Source organism: Micromonospora sp. WMMC250 (genome assembly GCF_027460215.1).
Classification (GTDB): domain Bacteria; phylum Actinomycetota; class Actinomycetes; order Mycobacteriales; family Micromonosporaceae; genus Micromonospora; species Micromonospora taraxaci.
This window is the reverse complement of the sequence record NZ_JAPZBJ010000002.1, coordinates 6,770,939-6,788,198: the sequence shown is the minus strand read 5'-3', so window position 1 is coordinate 6,788,198 and position 17,260 is coordinate 6,770,939. Positions and strand designations below refer to the sequence as shown.

Annotated in this window: 17 protein-coding genes; 8 read left to right on the top strand and 9 right to left on the bottom strand. The window is 72.3% G+C overall.

Annotation, left to right across the window (positions count from 1 at the left end):
- Nucleotides 1–5: 5 nt before the first annotated feature.
- Nucleotides 6–719, bottom strand: coding sequence for a CDP-alcohol phosphatidyltransferase family protein (locus O3438_RS30950; protein WP_269683817.1), 714 nt, complete (start codon nucleotides 717–719; stop codon nucleotides 6–8).
- A 21-nt stretch (nucleotides 720–740) separates the two neighbouring features.
- Nucleotides 741–1,658: a methylenetetrahydrofolate reductase [NAD(P)H] gene (gene metF, locus O3438_RS30945; protein ID WP_269683053.1), complete on the bottom strand. Its 918-nt coding sequence runs from the start codon at nucleotides 1,656–1,658 to the stop codon at nucleotides 741–743.
- A gap of 251 nt (nucleotides 1,659–1,909) precedes the next feature.
- On the opposite strand from metF, the gene O3438_RS30940 reads away from it, so the two are divergent.
- Both O3438_RS30940 and O3438_RS30935 read left to right on the top strand, forming a co-directional pair.
- A complete protein-coding gene (locus tag O3438_RS30940; protein ID WP_269683052.1) occupies nucleotides 1,910–2,320 on the top strand; it encodes a helix-turn-helix domain-containing protein in 411 nt (136 codons plus the stop codon).
- 9 nt (nucleotides 2,321–2,329) lie between these two features.
- Nucleotides 2,330–3,412 (top strand): polyprenyl synthetase family protein, encoded by a 1,083-nt coding sequence (locus O3438_RS30935; protein ID WP_269683051.1) that lies wholly within the window; start codon nucleotides 2,330–2,332, stop codon nucleotides 3,410–3,412.
- Nucleotides 3,413–3,420: 8 nt separating this feature from the next.
- Here O3438_RS30935 and O3438_RS30930 read toward each other — a convergent pair whose 3' ends face one another.
- Both O3438_RS30930 and O3438_RS30925 read right to left on the bottom strand, forming a co-directional pair.
- A complete protein-coding gene (locus O3438_RS30930; RefSeq protein ID WP_442929680.1) occupies nucleotides 3,421–3,810 on the bottom strand; it encodes an Rv2175c family DNA-binding protein in 390 nt (129 codons plus the stop codon).
- 20 nt (nucleotides 3,811–3,830) lie between these two features.
- Nucleotides 3,831–3,956 (bottom strand): hypothetical protein, encoded by a 126-nt coding sequence (locus O3438_RS30925; protein ID WP_269683050.1) that lies wholly within the window; start codon nucleotides 3,954–3,956, stop codon nucleotides 3,831–3,833.
- Between the two features lie 42 nt (nucleotides 3,957–3,998).
- Between O3438_RS30925 and pknB the strand changes: the two genes are divergently transcribed.
- Together pknB and O3438_RS30915 are read left to right on the top strand one after the other, a co-directional pair.
- The gene (gene pknB, locus O3438_RS30920) at nucleotides 3,999–5,984 is read left to right on the top strand and encodes a Stk1 family PASTA domain-containing Ser/Thr kinase (protein WP_269683049.1); all 1,986 of its coding nucleotides are present in this window, start codon (nucleotides 3,999–4,001) and stop codon (nucleotides 5,982–5,984) included.
- The gene (locus O3438_RS30915) at nucleotides 5,984–6,850 is read left to right on the top strand and encodes a deoxyribonuclease IV (RefSeq protein WP_269683048.1); all 867 of its coding nucleotides are present in this window, start codon (nucleotides 5,984–5,986) and stop codon (nucleotides 6,848–6,850) included. Before pknB ends, O3438_RS30915 begins: the two co-directional genes overlap by 1 nt.
- Nucleotides 6,851–6,950: 100 nt before the next feature.
- On the opposite strand, the gene O3438_RS30910 is transcribed toward O3438_RS30915, so the two are convergent.
- The 4 genes from O3438_RS30910 to O3438_RS30895 form a co-directional block, all read right to left on the bottom strand.
- Complete coding sequence (locus tag O3438_RS30910; protein WP_269683047.1) at nucleotides 6,951–7,985, bottom strand: threonine aldolase family protein; 1,035 nt, start codon at nucleotides 7,983–7,985, stop codon at nucleotides 6,951–6,953.
- 259 nt (nucleotides 7,986–8,244) lie between these two features.
- A complete protein-coding gene (locus O3438_RS30905; RefSeq protein WP_088988377.1) occupies nucleotides 8,245–9,651 on the bottom strand; it encodes a class II 3-deoxy-7-phosphoheptulonate synthase in 1,407 nt (468 codons plus the stop codon).
- Between the two features lie 87 nt (nucleotides 9,652–9,738).
- Nucleotides 9,739–10,251, bottom strand: a complete 513-nt coding sequence (locus O3438_RS30900; RefSeq protein ID WP_269683046.1) for a hypothetical protein — start codon at nucleotides 10,249–10,251, stop codon at nucleotides 9,739–9,741.
- Nucleotides 10,252–10,432: 181 nt separating this feature from the next.
- On the bottom strand, nucleotides 10,433–12,058 hold the full coding sequence (locus tag O3438_RS30895; protein WP_269683045.1) for a glycosyl hydrolase family 18 protein: 1,626 nt from the start codon (nucleotides 12,056–12,058) through the stop codon (nucleotides 10,433–10,435).
- Between the two features lie 155 nt (nucleotides 12,059–12,213).
- Here O3438_RS30895 and O3438_RS30890 point away from each other — a divergent pair, with 155 nt between their 5' ends.
- On the top strand, nucleotides 12,214–12,702 hold the full coding sequence (locus O3438_RS30890; protein ID WP_269683044.1) for a glutathione peroxidase: 489 nt from the start codon (nucleotides 12,214–12,216) through the stop codon (nucleotides 12,700–12,702).
- A gap of 258 nt (nucleotides 12,703–12,960) precedes the next feature.
- Nucleotides 12,961–13,635, top strand: a complete 675-nt coding sequence (locus O3438_RS30885) for an NADPH-dependent F420 reductase (protein WP_269683043.1) — start codon at nucleotides 12,961–12,963, stop codon at nucleotides 13,633–13,635.
- Nucleotides 13,636–13,663: 28 nt separating this feature from the next.
- Here the strand turns inward: O3438_RS30885 and O3438_RS30880 are convergent, their stop codons facing one another.
- Nucleotides 13,664–15,265, bottom strand: coding sequence for a glycosyltransferase 87 family protein (locus tag O3438_RS30880; RefSeq protein WP_269683042.1), 1,602 nt, complete (start codon nucleotides 15,263–15,265; stop codon nucleotides 13,664–13,666).
- Between the two features lie 284 nt (nucleotides 15,266–15,549).
- Here O3438_RS30880 and O3438_RS30875 point away from each other — a divergent pair, with 284 nt between their 5' ends.
- Together O3438_RS30875 and O3438_RS30870 are read left to right on the top strand one after the other, a co-directional pair.
- Complete coding sequence (locus O3438_RS30875) at nucleotides 15,550–16,419, top strand: DUF4397 domain-containing protein (protein WP_269683041.1); 870 nt, start codon at nucleotides 15,550–15,552, stop codon at nucleotides 16,417–16,419.
- Complete coding sequence (locus O3438_RS30870; RefSeq protein ID WP_269683040.1) at nucleotides 16,416–17,093, top strand: class F sortase; 678 nt, start codon at nucleotides 16,416–16,418, stop codon at nucleotides 17,091–17,093. Before O3438_RS30875 ends, O3438_RS30870 begins: the two co-directional genes overlap by 4 nt.
- Nucleotides 17,094–17,260 lie beyond the last annotated feature (167 nt).

Here is a 17,260-nt window from a genome sequence, read left to right as displayed (position 1 = left end):
GCTGCTCAGCCGGCGTCGAGCAGGGCGCGGCGGATGGTGGAGAGCAGCTGCCCCAGGCCGAAGCCGGCCAACAGCACCCACACCGCCGTCGCCATGGTGATGGTGCCGGCGGCCAGGTCCGGCTCGATCAGCCCGGCCAACCCGGCGACCAGCAGCCCGGCCAGCGCCACCGAGACCCGGGTGGGGCGCTCGCCCACTGTCACCGCGCCGATGTCACGCATGCCCGCGGCGACCGCCCGGGCCCGGACGTACTCGTGCAGCCAGGACAGCGCGCCGCCCGCGACGACCAGCCCGCCGGGCGCACCGACCAGCCAGAACGCCAGCAACCACGCCACCTCACCGAGCCGGTCGGCGACCGAGTCGTAGACGTAGCCGAGCCGGGTGGTGCGGCTGGTGGCGACCGCCACCGCGCCGTCCACGCTGTCCGCCACGGCGGCGAGCAGCACGAACAACGCGCCGAGGAAGAGGCCGTTCCCCGGCCGGGTCACCAGCAACGGTACGCAGAAGCAGAGCAGCACCCCGGCCACTGTGACCGCGGTGGGGCTGACCCGCAGCCGGCCCAGCACATACCCCACGTGGTACGCGAATCGCAGCCAGGCGCGCACCACCGGCGCCGCGACCCGAGGGTCGAACCCGCCGTGCAACCGCGCCCAGGCCGTGGCGTACTGATCCCAGTTCAGCTGTGTGCCCACCTGGGGATCAACCGTCGTGCCGGGCATCAGGTGTCGCAGGACCGGCATTCACACCCGCGCGCCGGCCTTCAGGTTCTGCCAGACCTCACGGGTCGCGGTGGACCGGTTGAGGGTGATGAAGTGGATCCCCGGCACACCCTCGTCCAGCAACCGGCGGCACATCTCGCTGGCCTGCTCGACGCCGAGCCGGCGGACGGCCTCCGGGTCGTCTGCGACGCGCTCGAAGCGGGCCGCCAGCGCCGGCGGGAAGGGCGCGCCGGACAGCTGCACGGACCGCTCGATGGTGCCGATCTGGGTCACCGGCATCACTCCGGCCAGGATGGGGGTGTCGCAGCCGGCCGCGGCCACCCGGTCACGCAGTCGCAGGTAGTCGTCGGCGTCGAAGAACATCTGCGTGATCGCGAACGTCGCACCGGCCCGGCACTTACGGACGAACTGCGCGGTGTCGCTGGCCACGTCGGGCGAGCGGGGATGCTTGTACGGGAAGGCCGCCACGCCGACGCTGAAGTCGCCGGAATCGCGCACCAGACGGACCAGGTCCTCGGCGTAGTCCACCCCCTCGGGGTGGCGGATCCACTCGCCGCCCGGGTTGCCCGGCGGGTCGCCGCGCACGGCCAGCACGTTGCGCACCCCCACCCCGGCGAGCCGACCGATCACGTGCCGCAGCTCGGCGACGGAGTGGTCGACAGCGGTCAGGTGGGCCATCGGCAGCAGGGTGGTGTCGGTGGCGATCCGTTCGGTCACCGCCACAGTGGTGTCCCGCGTCGACCCGCCCGCGCCGTACGTAATCGACACGAACGACGGACGCAGCGACTCCAGCTCGCGGATGGCCTGCCAGAGCAGCCGCTCCCCGGCGTCGGTCTTGGGCGGGAAGAACTCGAACGAGAAGGTCGGCTGACGCTCACGGATGAGCTCCCCGATCGCCGGCTGCGGATTGGGGAGTACCGAGGGAAGACCGAGCGCCACGACCCGACTCTAGCGGGCGAGGCGACCGTGACCCAGGCGCTTCCCACCCGATGACCGGCGTCGCCCCGCGCGCCCCGGCCGGTGGGCGCGAGGGCGTCGTACCTCCGGGGTAGGAATGGGTGGCACGGGAGGGGCGGTGGGGGCGGTCCCGGTGCCCGTGCGGGGGTCAGCAACTCGCGCGGTGACGTCCGTCCCGGCCGGCAGGTCGGGCGGGTGGGTCGTCACCGCGCCGACGCCCGCCAGGAGGACCTGTGACCCCACCCGCACCGCCGCGCCCCGCGCCGCTCGGGCCATTGTTGGCTCGCTGCCGGCTGGCCCGGGGCTGGAGCCAGCAGCGCACCGCCGCCGAGTTGTGTGCCGCCGCCGGGGTGCCGACGTTGAGTCGGCACGAGGTGTCCCGCTGGGAACGCCAGCGCCGGGTGCCCGGCGGGTTCTGGCTCGGCTGGCTCGCCGTCGTCCTGGACGTGCCGCTGGTGGCGCTGGCCGAGGCCGCGGCAACCACCCGTCGGGCCACTCGCCGGGCCGCCCCGACCCGACCCACCCGGGCCACCGGACCGGGCCGCGCCGCTCGGGCCGGCACGCCCCCAGCAGGGCGCACCGGTCCCGGTCGCACCGCCGGGACTACGCGTGGCGGTGGAGCGCGAGCCACGGGGACCGACTAGCGTCGGGGCGTGACCCACGCTGCTCCCGTGTCTCCCGTCGACCGCGCCGACCTGCGGCAGCGGGTGGACAAGGCCCTCACCGAGTTCCTGGCCGGTCAACGGGCCCGGCTCGCCGCCGTGGACGACGCGCTGGTCCCGGTGGCCGAGGCGATCGAGGCCTTCGTGCTCGGTGGCGGCAAGCGACTGCGTCCGGCGTTCGCGTACTGGGGGTTCCGGGGCGCCGGCGGGGCCGACGGCGAGCCGGTGCTCGGCGCCCTGGCCGCGCTGGAGTTCGTCCAGGCCAGTGCCCTGATGCACGACGACCTGATGGACCGCTCCGACACCCGACGTGGTGAGCCCGCCGTGCACCGGCGCTTCGCCGCCCGGCACCGGCAGGCCGGCTGGGGTGGTGACCCGGACAGCTTCGGCGACGCCGCGGCTCTCCTGCTGGGTGACCTCTGCCTGGTCTGGTCCGACGAGCTGCTGCACTCCGCGGGGCTGGACCCGTGGGTGCTGGCCCGGGCCCGGCCGGTCTTCGACGAGATGCGCACCGAGGTCACCGTCGGTCAGTACCTCGACGTGCTGACCCAGGCCACCGGGGACACGTCGGTGGAACGGGCCAGCAAGGTCGCCCGGTACAAGTCGGCGAAGTACACCGTCGAGCGTCCACTGCTGCTCGGCGCCGCGCTGGCCGACGCGACGGCCGACGTGCGGACGGCCTACTCGGCGTACGGGCTGCCGCTGGGTGAGGCGTTCCAGCTCCGCGACGACGTGCTGGGGGTCTTCGGTGACCCGGCGCTGACCGGCAAGCCGGCCGGTGACGACCTGCGGGAGGGCAAGCGCACCTACCTGGTGGCGGCTGCCGTGGAGACCACCGACGACGCGGGCCGCGAGCTGCTGCTCAGCCGGCTCGGCGACCCGGAGCTGGACGAGGAGGGGGTGGCTCGGCTGCGCGAGCTGATCACCGCGAGCGGGGCGCTCGCCCGTACCGAGCAGCGGATCGTCACGCTCACCGACAGCGCCCTCGCCGCCCTGGCCGCCGTCGACCTCGACACCGAGGCCCGCCAGGCCCTGGTGGACCTGGCCATCGCCGCAACCCGCCGAGCCGACTAACCCCCGGGTCAGAAGCCTTCGGCCTGGGCCCTGCGTTTCACTTCGCGGGCCTGGTCACCGGAGAGGGCGGCGGCCGGGGTGTTCCCGGGGAGGGTGTCGTCGGGCTCGTAGAGCCAGCGCAGGGCGGCCTCGTCGTCGTAGCCGTTGTCGGAGAGCAGGTTGAGCACACCGGGCAGGTGCTTGAGCACCGTCTGGTTGGCAACCAGGTCCGCCGGGATGCGGCGGACGCCGTCGCGGCGGACCGCCAGCAACTCCCGGTCGCGGATCATCTGGTGCACCTTGCTGATCGACACGTCGAGACGCTCGGCGACGTCGGGCAGGGTCAGCCAGCCGGCCGGGTCGGTGGGGCCGGCGAGCTCCGGGCCGGGCACGGCCTGGTCGGGTACGGGTTCGGTCACCCGACCACCCTGCCACGCCGTCACCACGACGAGCCACCGGCACCCCGGACAACCGATCGGCGCCCCGGCTCGTGCGTACCGTTGACCAGCGGACGAGGGGCGGCGAGCGCGGCGGGACGAACCAGTTCGGCGATCGGCTGTAGCATCCTGTTCAACCTTCACCCCCTGGACACATAGACTCCCTGCCGATGGACACTCAGGTCGCCGACACGTTGCTGGGCTCGCTGATCGACGGGCGCTACCGCATTCGCGGTCGCGTGGCCCGTGGTGGCATGGCGACCGTGTACACCGCCACCGACGAGCGCCTTGAGCGCACCGTCGCCGTGAAGATCATTCACCCGACCCAGGCACCCGAGGCCCGCGCCCGGATCGCCAACTTCGTGGCGCGGTTCACCGACGAGGCGAAGACCATCGCCCGGCTGACCCACCCGAACGTGGTGGCCGTCTACGACCAGGGCACCCACGCCGGCCTTCCGTACCTGGTGATGGAGTACGTCCGTGGCCGCACGCTGCGCGACGTGCTGGCCGAGCGCCGCCGGCTCAACCCGGACGAGGCGCTGGCCATCACCGAGCAGATGCTCGCCGCTATCGCCGCCGCGCACCGGTCGGGTCTGGTGCACCGCGACGTCAAGCCGGAGAACGTGCTGGTCGCCGAGGCACCCACCGGCGGCGTCGCCAACCTGGTCGACAGCGTCGTCAAGGTGGCCGACTTCGGGCTGGCCCGGGCGGTCGAGGCGAGCGCCGACGACGAGCAGGGCACCCAGCTGATGGCGACCGTGGCGTACGTCGCCCCGGAGCTGGTCACCGAGGGCCGCGCCGATCCCCGTACCGACGTCTACTCGGCGGGCATCGTGCTGTTCGAGATGCTCACCGGCCGCGTGCCGTACGACGGGGACCGCCCTGTCGACGTCGCCTGGCAGCACGTCGATCGGGACGTGCCGGCACCCTCGACGCTGGTGCCCGGCCTGCCGCCGGTCCTCGACGGCCTGGTGCAGCGCGCCACCCGACGTGACCCCGCGGCCCGGCCCGCCGACGCCGGCGCGCTGCTGACCGAGGTGCAGGCGGCCCGGGAGCGCCTGGGTGACGGCAACACCCACACCGCCGTGCTCCGGCCGGTGAGCGGCGACGCGCCACTGTCGCAGCCGACCATGGTGGTCGCGACGGTCCGGCCGCCCGACCGCCCGGCCTGGGCGCGGCTGCCGGAGGGCGGCAGCCAGGGCGGGGGTCGACGTCGGGCCGCTCCGGAGCCCGCGGAGGGCCTGGGGTCCCGGCTCGCCGCGCTGCGCAGCACGCTGATGGCGAGTCCGCGAGGCCGGTTGGCCGTCGCGGCGGTGGTGGTGACGCTGGGTCTGGTGGCCGCGGTCGGGGGCTGGTGGTTCGGTGTCGGCCGTTACACGACCGCCCCGCAGCTGGTGAGTTTGAGCAACGCCGAGGCGCAGGCGCAGGCCGACCGGGCCGGGCTCGTCCTGAAGTACGGCGAGCCGCGCTTCGACGAGAAGGCACCGAAGGACAGCGTGCTGGAGCAGACCCCGGGCTCGACCTCCAAGATCGTCAAGGGTGGCACGATCACGCTGACCCTGTCCCTGGGCCCGGAGCGCTTCCCCGTGCCGGACGTGATCGGCAAGGAGTTCGAACTCGCCGAGGCGGACCTGGTCAACGTGAAGCTGGTGGTGGCCAAGGGCGCCGCCCGCTACGACGACACACTGCCGGCCGGCGTCGTGCTGGACACCTCCCCCAAGGTGGGCACCGAGGTCAAACCCGGCGCGAAGATCACCCTCATCCTGAGCCGGGGGCGGGCGCCGGTGTCGGTGCCGAACCTGGTCGGCAAGAGCCTGACCGAAGCCCGCACCACCCTGGCCCAGCTCAACCTGACCCTGGTCGAGACCTACAAGGACTCCGACAAGCCCAAGGACGAGATCCTCGGCCAGAGCCCGGCCGACGGCGCCGGCGTGGAGAAGGGCACCCAGGTCAAGTTGGACGTCAGCAAGGGCCCACCGGCGATCGTCATGCCCCGGGTGATCGACCTGCCGTGCCAGCAGGCCAAGCAGGCGTTGGAGGGCCAGGGGTTCCCGGTGACGGCCCTGATCAACCCGAACGCCGTGGTCCGGATCCAGGCGCCGGGCGAGAACTCGCAGGTGCCGCCGGGCACTCCGGTCACCCTCACGTGCTTCTGATGTCGGCGGTCACCTCGCGTCCGGTGGGCGCGCACACTCCGACCTCCGGTGGGCTGGCCAAGGCCGCCCTGCCCTACGCGGATGCGACCGGTGCCCGGGTGGTGCAGGTCTACGTCTCCAACTCGCGGGGCTGGGCGCTGCCCGCCGGTGACCCCGTGCAGGACGCCCTGTTCCGCGACGGCTGCGCCGAGCGGGGCATTCCCGCGTTCATCCACGCCTCGCTGCTGGTCAACCTCGGCTCGCCCACTCCGGCCACTGTCGAGAAGTCGGCACAGACGCTCGCGCACGCGCTGCGTCGCGGCGTGGCGATCGGTGCTCAGGCGGTGGTGTTCCACGCGGGCAGTTCGGTGGACGAGGGGCACGCCGAGGCGGCGATGCGGCAGGTCCGCGAGGAGTTGCTGCCGCTGCTCGACTGGGCCGCGTCCGCCGGTGGGCCGATGCTGCTGGTCGAGCCGAGCGCGGGCGGAGGGCGGTCGCTCGCCTCGCGGGTGGAGCAGCTCGGTCCATACCTGGACGCGGTGGACCGGCACCCGATGCTCGGGGTCTGCTTCGACACCTGCCACGCCTGGGCCGCCGGGCACGACCTGGCGGTCGAGGGTGGCATGACGGCGACCCTGGACACGCTGGTGGCCACCGTCGGCGCGGACCGGCTACGGCTGGTCCACGCCAACGACTCGAAGGACCTGTGCGGTTCCACGCGGGACCGGCACGAGAACATCGGCAAGGGCACCATCGGCGAGCCGGCCTTCGCCGAGCTGATGGCGCACCCCGCCACCGCCGGCGTACCCCTGGTCGTGGAGACCCCGAGTGAGAAGCAGGTCGGCCACGCCGCCGACATCCAAACCCTCACCCGCCTCCACGCCTGAACCCCGCCGATCCTTGTTGATCAAGAGGTTCGCGTCATCCGGACGCCGGAATCTGACGCAAACCTCTTGATCAACAGCTGGGAGGGGACGGCCGGCGGGGTCAGGACGCCGTCAGGATGCGGGGTAGGGCTTCGACCGCGCGGTCGATGTCCGCGTCGCTGACGCCCAGGTGGGTGACCAGGCGGGCGGTACGAGGGCCGAGCACCGAGATGAGTACGCCCCCGGCCCGCGCGACGGCGGCCAGGGCACGCGCGTCCAGGGCGTGCTTGGTCAGGTCCAGCGCGACCAGGTTGGTGCGAACCGTGGTGGCCAGCACGCCGAACGGCGCAACCGCCTCGGCCAGCCGGGACGCCTTGGCGTGGTCGTCGGCCAGTCGGTCGACGTGGTGCGCGAGCGCGTACCGGCCGGCCGCGGCGAGGACGCCGGCCTGACGCATACCGCCGCCCATCCGCTTACGGATCAGTCGGGCTCGTTCGATCTTGTCGGCGCTGCCGACCACCAGCGAGCCGACCGGCGCGCCGAGCCCCTTGGACAAACACACCGACAGCGTGTCGAAGAGCCGGCCGTACTCGATCAGGGGCACACCGTCAGCGACGTGCGCGTGCCAGATCCGGGCACCGTCGCAGTGCAGCGCCACACCCGCGTCGTCGGCGACCGCACGCAGATCCCGCAGGGTGCTCAGCGGAATCACCCCGCCGCCGCCCCGGTTGTGGGTCTGCTCGACGGCGATCGCGCGGGTCGGAACAGCGAAGAAGCCGTCCGGCCGGATCATCCCGGCCACCGTCTCCGGGTCGATGTCCGCGCCGGCGGTGGGCCAGGTCCGTGAGGAGATCCCGCCGTATGCGGCGGCAGCCCCGATCTCGTACGTGACCACGTGCGCGTCCGCGTCGCAGAGCAGCTCGTCGCCCGGCGAAACCAGCAGTTGCAGGGCGATCTGGTTGGCCATCGACCCGCTCGGGGCGAACAGCGCCGCCTCGTGCCCGAACAGGGCGGCGACCTCGGCTTCGAGGGCGTTGACCGTCGGATCCTCGCCGTAGACGTCGTCACCGACCTCTGCGGTGGCCATCGCCTCCCGCATCCCGGCGGTCGGCCGGGTCACCGTGTCGGACCGCAGGTCCACGAACTGGTCTGCCACTGTCATCCTTTCGACCGCCGGTTGCGGGTCTCGCACACCTGGCCACGGTCATTTCTTCTCGGCTGCCGACGGAGGGTCCGTACCCTCAGCCACTGTCATTCTTTCGGCCGCCGGCTGCGGGGCTCGCACGCTCACTCCTCGCGTCAGCCGCTGTCATTCTTTTGGCCGCCGACTGCGGGGCTCGCACGCTCACTCCTCGCGTCAGCCACTGTCATTCTTTCGGCCGCCGACTGCGGGGCTCGCAAGCTCACTCCTCGCGTCAGCCGCGGAGCATCTCCGCCACCAGGAAGGCCAACTCCAACGACTGCTGGGTGTTCAGACGCGGGTCGCAGGCGGTCTCGTAGCGGTCGGGCAGGTCGAGGTCCTCGATGCCCTGGGCGCCGCCGAGGCACTCGGTGACGTCCTCGCCGGTCAACTCGACGTGCAGGCCACCCGGGTGGGTGTCCAGCCCTCGGTGGACCTCGAAGTAGCCGAGCACCTCGTCGACGATGCGGTCGAAGTGCCGGGTCTTGTAACCGTTGGACGACTCGTGCGTGTTGCCGTGCATCGGGTCGCACTGCCAGACGACCTTGGCACCGGCGGCGGTGACCTTGGCGACGATCGGCGGCAGGGCGTCGCGCACCCGGTGGTTGCCCATCCGGCTGATCAGGGTGAGCCGGCCGGGGATGTTGTCCGGGTTGAGCTTCTCGCACAGCTCGATCGCCTCGTCCGGGGACGTGCTCGGGCCGAGCTTGACGCCGATCGGGTTGGCGATCCGGGAGATGAAGTCGATGTGTGCGCCGCTGATCTGCCGGGTGCGCTCGCCGATCCAGAGGAAGTGCCCGGAGAGCCCGTACGCCCGACGGTCGGAGACCCGGGTGAGCGCCCGGTCGTACTCCAGGGCGAGCGCCTCGTGGGAGCAGTAGAGCGTGACCGTCCGCAGCGCCTCGTCGTCGGTCATGCCGCAGGCCCTGATGAACGCCAGAGCCCTGTCGATCTCCCGGGCGATCGCCTCGTAGCGCTCCCCCGCCGGGGAGTTCTTCACGAAGCCCTTGTTCCAGTCGTGCACCGCGTGCAGGTCGGCGAGCCCGCCGGCGAGGTACGCCCGGAGCATGTTCATCGCCGCCGCCGAGTTGGCGTACGCCCGGATCATGCGCTGCGGGTCGGCGACCCGGGCGGCCGGATCGGCCTCCAGCGAGTTGATCATGTCGCCCCGGTACGCGGGCAGGCCGCGCGCGTCGGTGGGCAGCGAGCGGGGCTTGGTGTACTGCCCTGCGACCCGGGCGACCTTGACCACCGGCAGGGACGCGCCGTAGGTGAGCACGATCGCCATCTGGAGCAGGGTGCGGGCGTTCGCCAGCAGGTGGCTCTCGGTGTTGTCGGCGAACGTCTCGGCGCAGTCACCGCCCTGCAGCAGGAACGCCTTGCCCTCGCAGACCAGGGCGAGCTTCTGCCGGAGCTGGTCCACCTCGTAGGGCGCGACGACCGACGGCACCGTGTCGAGGACCTTGCAGACCTCGGCGACGGCGGCCGGGTCGGACCACGGCGGGACCTGCTCGCGGGGCAACTCCCGCCATCGGTCCAGGCCGAGCGCGGCGTCCTCGGCGGAGTCGACTGTCGGTCGGCTGGTCTGCAGACCGGGGCTGCCCACCCCGGGATGGCTCAGCTGGTGCCACTCATGGCGCATGACAGAAAGCGTACGGCGACGGTCGGGGTGACCGGGCGGCGAGGGGGACGGTTCCGGCAGGTGGGAGATCAATCCGCCGGGCGCTGGTCAGGACGGGGGCGTGAGGACGGCACCGCCCGGCGTCGGGCTGGCGACCGACGTCTTCCCCGGCGCCTCCCCGGCGATGCACCAGTCGCCGCCGTCCCGGGTGACGGTGAACACCAGCGGACGGGCGACGGTGCGCTTACCGGAGGTGACCGAGACCGACACGCTGACCTCCTGCCCGAACGGACCGGACCGGATGTCGGTGATGGCCGCCTCGGGCACCTGGAAGTGGTCGGCGAAGTCACCATTGGGGCCGGTGGCGCCCAGGTCGAAGCCGTCGTGCAGGAGGGCGCAGAGCTGACTCCGGCCGGCGGCGACGTCCTTCGCGGTCATCGCGTCGAGGTACGCCTGGACGCGCTCACGGGAGCGGGCGGCGGCCTCCTCGGCCGGGGCTCGCGCCGGCTTGGCGGCGGGCTCCTTCTCGGCGTCACCGCCGATGCCGCAGCCGCCCAGGACGACGGGCACCAGCACCAGCCCGGCGGCGGTCGCCGCCAGCCTGCGGTGGGTCGAGCGCATGACCACCTCCGTCGACGGTGCCATCGAGACCTGCCGAGCCGGGAGTCTGCCACATCGAGCCGGGTTGGCCCAACGACGGCGGCCCGGCCGACGCTGGGCGTCGACCGGGCCGTCGGGTCACGGGCGGGGAGGGACGGTGCGGGCCCCTCCCCGCCGTGTGGGTGGTGCGTCGGCCCTCGGCTCAGCCGAGGCCGCCCTTGATGGCGCCGATGAGCTCGCCATTGGTGGTGTCACCGGAGAGCTCCCAGAAGAACGCGCCACCGAGGCCCTGGTTGTTCGCGTACGTCATCTTGCCGTTGATGGTCGACGGGGTGTCGTAGCTCCACCAGTTGCTGCCGCACTTGGCGTACGCGGTGCCGGCGATCGTGCCGGTGGCCGGGCAGGTGTTCTTGAGGACCTTGTAGTCCTCGATGCCCGCCTCGTAGGTGCCCGGTGCCGCGCCGGTGGCGCTGCCGCCCGGTGCGGCCTGGGTGACGCCGGTCCAGCCGCGGCCGTAGAAGCCGATGCCGAGCAGCAGCTTGTTGGCCGGGATGCCCTTGCTCTTGAGCTTCTGGATCGCGGCGTCGGAGTTGAAGCCCTGCTGCGGGATGCCGGTGTACGACGTCAGCGGCGAGTGCGGCGCCGTCGGACCCTGCGCGGCGAAGGCCCCGAAGTAGTCGTAGGTCATCGGCATCAGCCAGTTGAGGTTGCCGATCGCGCCGGCGTAGTCGGTGGCGTCGATCTTGCCGCCGTTGCTGCCGTCCGCGGTGATGGCGGCGGTGACCAGGGCGCTGGACCCGAACTTCGACCGCAGGGCGCTGATCACGTTCTTGAACGCGTTCGGGCCGCTGCTGTCACAGGTCAGACCGCAGGCGTTGGGGTACTCCCAGTCGACGTCGATGCCGTCGAAGACGTCGGCCCAGCGCGGGTCCTCGACCAGGTTGTAGCAGCTCTCGGCGAAGGCGGCCGGGTTCTGCGCGGCCTGGGTGAAGCCGCCGGACCAGGTCCAACCGCCGAACGACCAGATCACCTTGAGGTGCGGGTTGAGCTGCTTGAGCTTGCGCAGCTGGTTGAAGCTGCCGCGCAGCGGCTGGTCCCAGGTGTCGGCGACGCCGTCCACGCTGTCCGCGGCCGTGTACGCCTTCTCGTAGTCGGCGTAGCTGTCACCGATGGAGCAGCGACCGCCGGTGGTGTTACCGAAGGCGTACAGGATGTGGGTCAGCTTTGCCGCCGACCCGCTGGTCTGGATGTTCTTGACGTGGTAGTTGCGTCCGTAGACGCCCCACTCGGCGAAGTAGCCGACGACCTTCTTGCCACCGGTGTTCGGCGGCGGCGTGGTCGGCGGGGTCGTGGTCGGCGGGGTGGTGGTGGGCGGCGTCGTGGTCGGTGGGGTGGTGGTCGGCGGCGTCGTGGTGGGCGGGGTGGTGCCGCCGCCGCACGCCGCGCCGTTGATGGTGCAGTTCAGCGGCGCCTTGTAGGCGCCGGTGCCGTTGTAGCCCCAGCTGAACGAGGCGCCCGGGGCGATGCCGCCAGCCCAGCTCTTCTTGACCGCGACGTAGTGGTTGCCGCTGCTGGTGACGTCGGCGTCCCACGCGCTGCTGATGGTGGTGCCCGACGGTAGGTCGAACTCGATGCGCCAGGTGCTGATGGCGGCACTCGATCCGTTGGTGACGGTCACCCTCGTCTCGTGACCGGTCCCCCAGTCCTGCGCCTTGGTGAAGGTGGTGGTGACCGTGCCGGCGCCGAACGCGGTGGTCATCGGCACCGCTGCGACGGTCACGGCGACCACGGCACCGGCCCAGAGGGCCCGGCGGAGCGATCTTTTCATGCGGCGTCTCCCGAACTGTTAGGAAACTTTCCAAAAGAGATGGTGAGACCGTACTCACACCGTCATCAATTCGTCAAGATGTCCATGTTTCGATTTCTCCTGGTGAATGGAGCGCCCGTCCCGACTCGTCGGCGGCCGGCGCGTAGCCTCCCCTCATGACCGTCTTCGACACCCCGATCGACGCCCTCAGCGGCGGCCCCGCCGACCTGGCCCGCTACCGCGGCAGGGCGTTGCTGGTCGTGAATGTGGCCTCCCGCTGCGGCCTCACCCCGCAGTACGCCGGCCTGCAGAAACTCGCGGAGACCTACGCCGATCGCGGCCTGGTGGTGCTCGGTGTCCCGTGCAACCAGTTCGCCGGGCAGGAGCCGGGCAGCTCCGCCGAGATCAGCGACTTCTGCCAGGTCAACTACGGGGTCACCTTCCCCCTGACCGAGAAGGTCGACGTCAACGGCCCCAACCGGCACCCCCTCTACGCCGCGCTCGTGGACACATCGGACGCCGACGGGCACACCGGGGACGTCCGGTGGAACTTCGAGAAGTTCCTGGTCGCACCGGACGGCACGGTGGCCGCCCGGTTCGCCCCGTCGGTCGAGCCCGCTGCCGAAGAGCTCCGCACCGCCATCGAGAAGACCCTCCCCGCCTGACCAGCCCCAGGTGAGTTGATCAAGACGTTCGCGTCAGAAACGGGATCCGGGCTGACGCGAGCCTCTTGATCAACACGTCGGAGCCGCCGTCGGTGACCAGCGTGAGCAGTAGGTTGGGCAGGACGGGCCCGCGGGCGCGGGCAGAGCCGCCAGCTCGGCGGGACGGCGCATGCCCGGCAGTCCGCACGGCCGAACAATCCCGATAACCCACCATGCCGGTGGGGAATGCGTCGCGGGTGGACGGAGTTGGGAACGAGCATGACAACTGTGGGACTGATCGGCAGTGGCAACATCGGCGGCACCGTGGCGCGGCTGGCCGTCGACGCCGGCTACGACGTGGTGCTGAGCAACTCGCGGGGTCCGGAGACCCTCACCGACCTGGTCGACAGCCTCGGCGAGCACGCCAGCGCCGGCACCGCAGAGGACGCGGCGCGGGTGGGTGACCTGGTGGTGGTCAGCGTGCCACTGAAGGCGTACCGCGCGGTGCCCGTGGAGCCACTGGCCGGCAAGGTCGTCATCGACACCAACAACTACTACCCGCAGCGTGACGGGAACTTCCCGGAGCTGGACTCGGGCGAGACCACCAGCAGCGAGTTGCTCCAGCAGCACCTGCCGGAGTCGCGGGTGGTCAAGGTCTTCAACAACATCTACTTCGTGGGCCTGGGCGCGCTGGCCCGGCCGACGGGCGCAGCCGACCGCAGCGCCCTCGCCATCGCCGGTGACGACGAGGCCGCGAAAGCCGAGGTGACGGCCTTCCTCGACCGGATCGGCTACGACGCCGTCGACGTGGGCTCCCTCGCCGAGGGATGGCGCTACCAGCCTGACACCCCGGCGTACGGCACGCTCTACTCCGCCTCGCCGACCGACTGGCAGCACCCGGCCCCGGGCGACGCCGAAAAGCTGCGCGCCGCGCTGGCCGCCGCCACCCGCTGAGCACCACCGCCGCCCGCCGGACGATCGCCTACCGGGTGGTCGCCCGGAGGGCGGCGGCGAGTTCCTCGTCGTAGCTCGCGATCGGTCGACCGTCCGAGGCGTACGCGACGAGCCGTCCCTGCGCCATGCTCGCCGAGCGGAACGAGAACGTCCGGCTCCCCGGGTACGCGTCGAGCAGCGGAATGGCCCGGGGCGGCCCGCCCGGGGCGGAGAAATACTCCAGCCGGGTCACCTGTGGGGAGACCACGCCGTTGACCCGCACCTTGGTCTTCTCGGCCCGGGTGCCGAAGGTGACCGGCGCGTCGGTGCCGTAGGCGGCGCATTCGACCGGGCCACGGCAGACGAAGAAGTATCGCGGGTTGACCACGTCGTCGAGGGCGTACGCCTTGAAGGTCGGATCCGCACCGGCGGGCAACGGCTGCACGGCGAAGAACGCGACCGCCACAGTGGCCGTCACGCCCACCCGCAACCAGCCCCGCGCGCCCGCCGGTCGTCGGTGGGCCCGGGTGGCGGCGACCGCGACCCCACCGAAGCCGACAAGGCACAGCAGGCCCACGCCGATCGCGCGGGCGTTCTCGAAGAGGAACTGCACCCCCGGCCGCGTCGACACCGGGCCGAGGACCGCGCCCAGCGAGACGGCCATGGCGGCGAGCAGCGCTCCCCCGGCCGCCCGCTGCGTGACGCCGGACGCGCCGATCAGCAGCATCGCCGCGAGCACCGGCCACACCTGGTGGTGGGTCCAGGACACCGGGGACGCGGCGACGGTGGCGCAGCCGACGAGCACCGCCGCGTGCCCGGGGCGGCCCTGTCGCGTCAACTGTCGCGCCCGCAGCAGCGCCGCCACGCAGACGAGGGCCACCAGGCCGGCCCAGAGCACCGGCAACGTCGCCTCGTCCACGCCGACGCGCAGCAGCATCCCGTGCACCGACTGGTTGCCCAGCGACGCCAGGTTGCCGATCCGTGAGGTCTGCCGGATGGCCTCGGTCCAGTACGTCCAACTCTCGGCGGGCAGCACGATCCCGGCGACCACCGCGCACGCCAGGAACGTCGCCACCGCGCGGCCCGCGTCGCGGTAGCGGCCCGTGGCGAGGAAGTAGACCACGAACAGCAACGGGGTCAGCTTGATCGCCGAGGCAACCCCGACCAGCATCCCGCGCAGCCGGGGCGGGACCAGGCCCATCCCGTCGAGCAGCGCCATCAACACGATGAAGATGCTGACCTGGCCGAAGCGCAGATTGCTCTGCACCGGCGCGGAGAGCATCAGCACCGTGGCCGCCACCGCCACGACGAGCGGTCGCCGGGACTGCCGGGTGGTCAGCGCGACACCGACCGCCCCGGCGACGGCCACCACCGCCGCGCACGTCGCCACGAGCCAGATCCCCTGGAGTACGCCCTCACTCACGACGGTGATCGGCCCGAGCACGAGCGCGGCGAATGGCGGATAGGTGAACGGCCCACCATTGGCCGCCTCGTATTCGTACAGCGGCCGACCAGCGTGCAGATCGGACAACGCGCCGTAGTAGATGTGCAGGTCGGAGAGCCGGTCCGGGCGGTTCAGGACGAGCACACAGGACACCAGCGCGACGACGACGAAGGCCGCCCACACCAGCGCCACCCGGCGATCCCGCATCGACCGAGGATAATCGAGCGCGGTCACCCCCGTCGGCCCTGCCGTCGCTCGGCGGCCACCGGTTCGTCGATCCGACGGCGTGATCGTCTCCAGGTCGGCGATGTGGGGGTGTCCGGGCGACGGGATGGCACCACCTCGCCGATACAGAGTCGATCATCGCGTGGGCACCGTTTGATCGACGCCGCACGGAGAAACATCGACGTGGCAACTTGCGCCCCAGTCCCGTAAACGGGACCCTGTCTCTGGGTTGTGGTCCGCTCACCGAAAGTGCTTCCGGAGGCGACATGCACACGCTCCGCACCGTGCCCCGCCGGCTGCTGGCCGGAACCGGCGCGCTCCTGCTCGGCACCGCCCTCGCTGCCATCGGCGCCCCGGTTCCGGCCGCTGCCGCCAAGGGCGCGGACACCGTCGGATACGTCCGGCTCGCCCACCTCTCCCCCGACACCCCGGCCGTCGACGTCTACCTGGCCGCGCCCGGCGCCGCGAAACCGAGGGTCTTCCCCGGGGTCGACTATGGCGTGGTCTCCGACTATCTGGAGCTGGCACCCGGGCGGTACGCGGTGGCGATGCGCGAGGCCGGCGCCCCCGCCAGCGACCCCCCGGTGCTCACCACCGAGGTCGCGGTGACCAGCGGCGACGCCTTCACGGTGGCCGGTGTCGGGCGCCACGCCGACCTCGGCCTGCGAGTGCTCAACGACGACCTCAGCGCCCCCACCGACGGCCGCGCCAAGGTGCGGGTCGTGCAGGCGTCCGTGCGTACCCCGATGCTCGACGTGGCCGCCGCCGACGGCCCGATGATCGCCGACGGTGTCCAGTTCGCGACGACGACCGACTACCAGCAGGTCGAGCCGGGCAGGTGGCGGCTGAAGCTGACCGGCGCCGGTGGCCCGAGCACCGATGCCGAGGTGCGCCTCACCGGCGGCGCTGTCTACTCACTGCTGGTGCTCGACGCGAAGCAGGGTGGGCTCACCGCCGAGCTGCGCCGCGACGCCGAGGGCGGCACCGTCGTCCCCGCCGGTGGGGTGGACACCGGCGCCGGCGGTACCGCCCGGACCGGGCTCGACGCGTACCCAGTGGTGGCCGGCGCTCTGGCCGCGGCGGCCGGGGCGGTGGCGTTGCTGCTCTGGCGTCGGCGGCGGCGCACCACCTGGTGAGCGCCGGGCCGGGCCCGTCGATCCGGCGGCACCGCGACCGCCGGGTGCCGCTGGCCGCGCTGGTCGCGGCCGGCGCAGCGGTCTTCCTGGCCGCCGGCACCGGGGTCGGGCTGGCCGGCAGCGATCCGCCGCCGCCGGCGGCGAGCTGGCACCCCGGCTGCACCGACGACTGCCCGTCGACGGCCGCCGCGCCCACCCCACAGGGACCACCCACTCGGGTACGCGTACCGCGCATCGGCGTCGACTCCACGCTCACGGTGCTGGGCCTGGACCAGGCCGGGGCGCTGATCCCGCCTGCCGACTTCGACATCGCCGGCTGGTACGGCGGCGGTCCGGCACCCGGCGACACCGGCCCGGCCGTGCTCGCCGGCCACCTGGACTCGCGACGCGGCCCGGCGGTCTTCGCCCGACTCGGCGAACTGCGGCCCGGCGACCCGGTGGAGGTGTGGCGCGGTGGGCAGCGGCTGGTGTTCCGGGTGACCGGCTCGCTGCGGACCCGCAAGGACCAGTTCCCGACCGCCGTGGTGTACGGCCCGACGCCCAACGCGGAGCTTCGCCTGGTCACCTGCGGGGGTGCGTTCGACCGGCGGAGTGGGCACTACCTGGACAACGTCGTGGTGTTCGCGGTGGCCGAGGCCTCCGATCCGGTCCCGCCGAAGCCGGCGGCTGGCTGAGCCCCACCCGGCCTCACCCGCGTCAAAGTCGGCGGCGGTCCGAGCCGCACGGGCTTGATCCACTCGGGTTCGCCGATATCGCGGTATCCCCGCGCTCGGATACCGCGTTTTCGGCGAACCCGAGTCAATCAAGGCGCGGCGGCAGGACAGGCCGGCGGCAGGGCGCG

What these genes read in the sequence shown, in the direction of transcription:
- O3438_RS30915 (WP_269683048.1), top strand. Translation starts at nt 5,984, where the DNA reads ATGTCGGCGGTCACCTCGCGTCCGGTGGGCGCGCACACTCCGACCTCC.
- O3438_RS30950 (WP_269683817.1), bottom strand. Translation starts at nt 719, where the DNA reads ATGCCCGGCACGACGGTTGATCCCCAGGTGGGCACACAGCTGAACTGG.
- O3438_RS30900 (WP_269683046.1), bottom strand. Translation starts at nt 10,251, where the DNA reads ATGCGCTCGACCCACCGCAGGCTGGCGGCGACCGCCGCCGGGCTGGTG.
- O3438_RS30890 (WP_269683044.1), top strand. Translation starts at nt 12,214, where the DNA reads ATGACCGTCTTCGACACCCCGATCGACGCCCTCAGCGGCGGCCCCGCC.
- O3438_RS30905 (WP_088988377.1), bottom strand. Translation starts at nt 9,651, where the DNA reads ATGCGCCATGAGTGGCACCAGCTGAGCCATCCCGGGGTGGGCAGCCCC.
- O3438_RS30875 (WP_269683041.1), top strand. Translation starts at nt 15,550, where the DNA reads ATGCACACGCTCCGCACCGTGCCCCGCCGGCTGCTGGCCGGAACCGGC.
- O3438_RS30925 (WP_269683050.1), bottom strand. Translation starts at nt 3,956, where the DNA reads ATGCTACAGCCGATCGCCGAACTGGTTCGTCCCGCCGCGCTCGCCGCC.
- O3438_RS30880 (WP_269683042.1), bottom strand. Translation starts at nt 15,265, where the DNA reads ATGCGGGATCGCCGGGTGGCGCTGGTGTGGGCGGCCTTCGTCGTCGTC.
- O3438_RS30885 (WP_269683043.1), top strand. Translation starts at nt 12,961, where the DNA reads ATGACAACTGTGGGACTGATCGGCAGTGGCAACATCGGCGGCACCGTG.
- pknB (WP_269683049.1), top strand. Translation starts at nt 3,999, where the DNA reads ATGGACACTCAGGTCGCCGACACGTTGCTGGGCTCGCTGATCGACGGG.
- O3438_RS30895 (WP_269683045.1), bottom strand. Translation starts at nt 12,058, where the DNA reads ATGAAAAGATCGCTCCGCCGGGCCCTCTGGGCCGGTGCCGTGGTCGCC.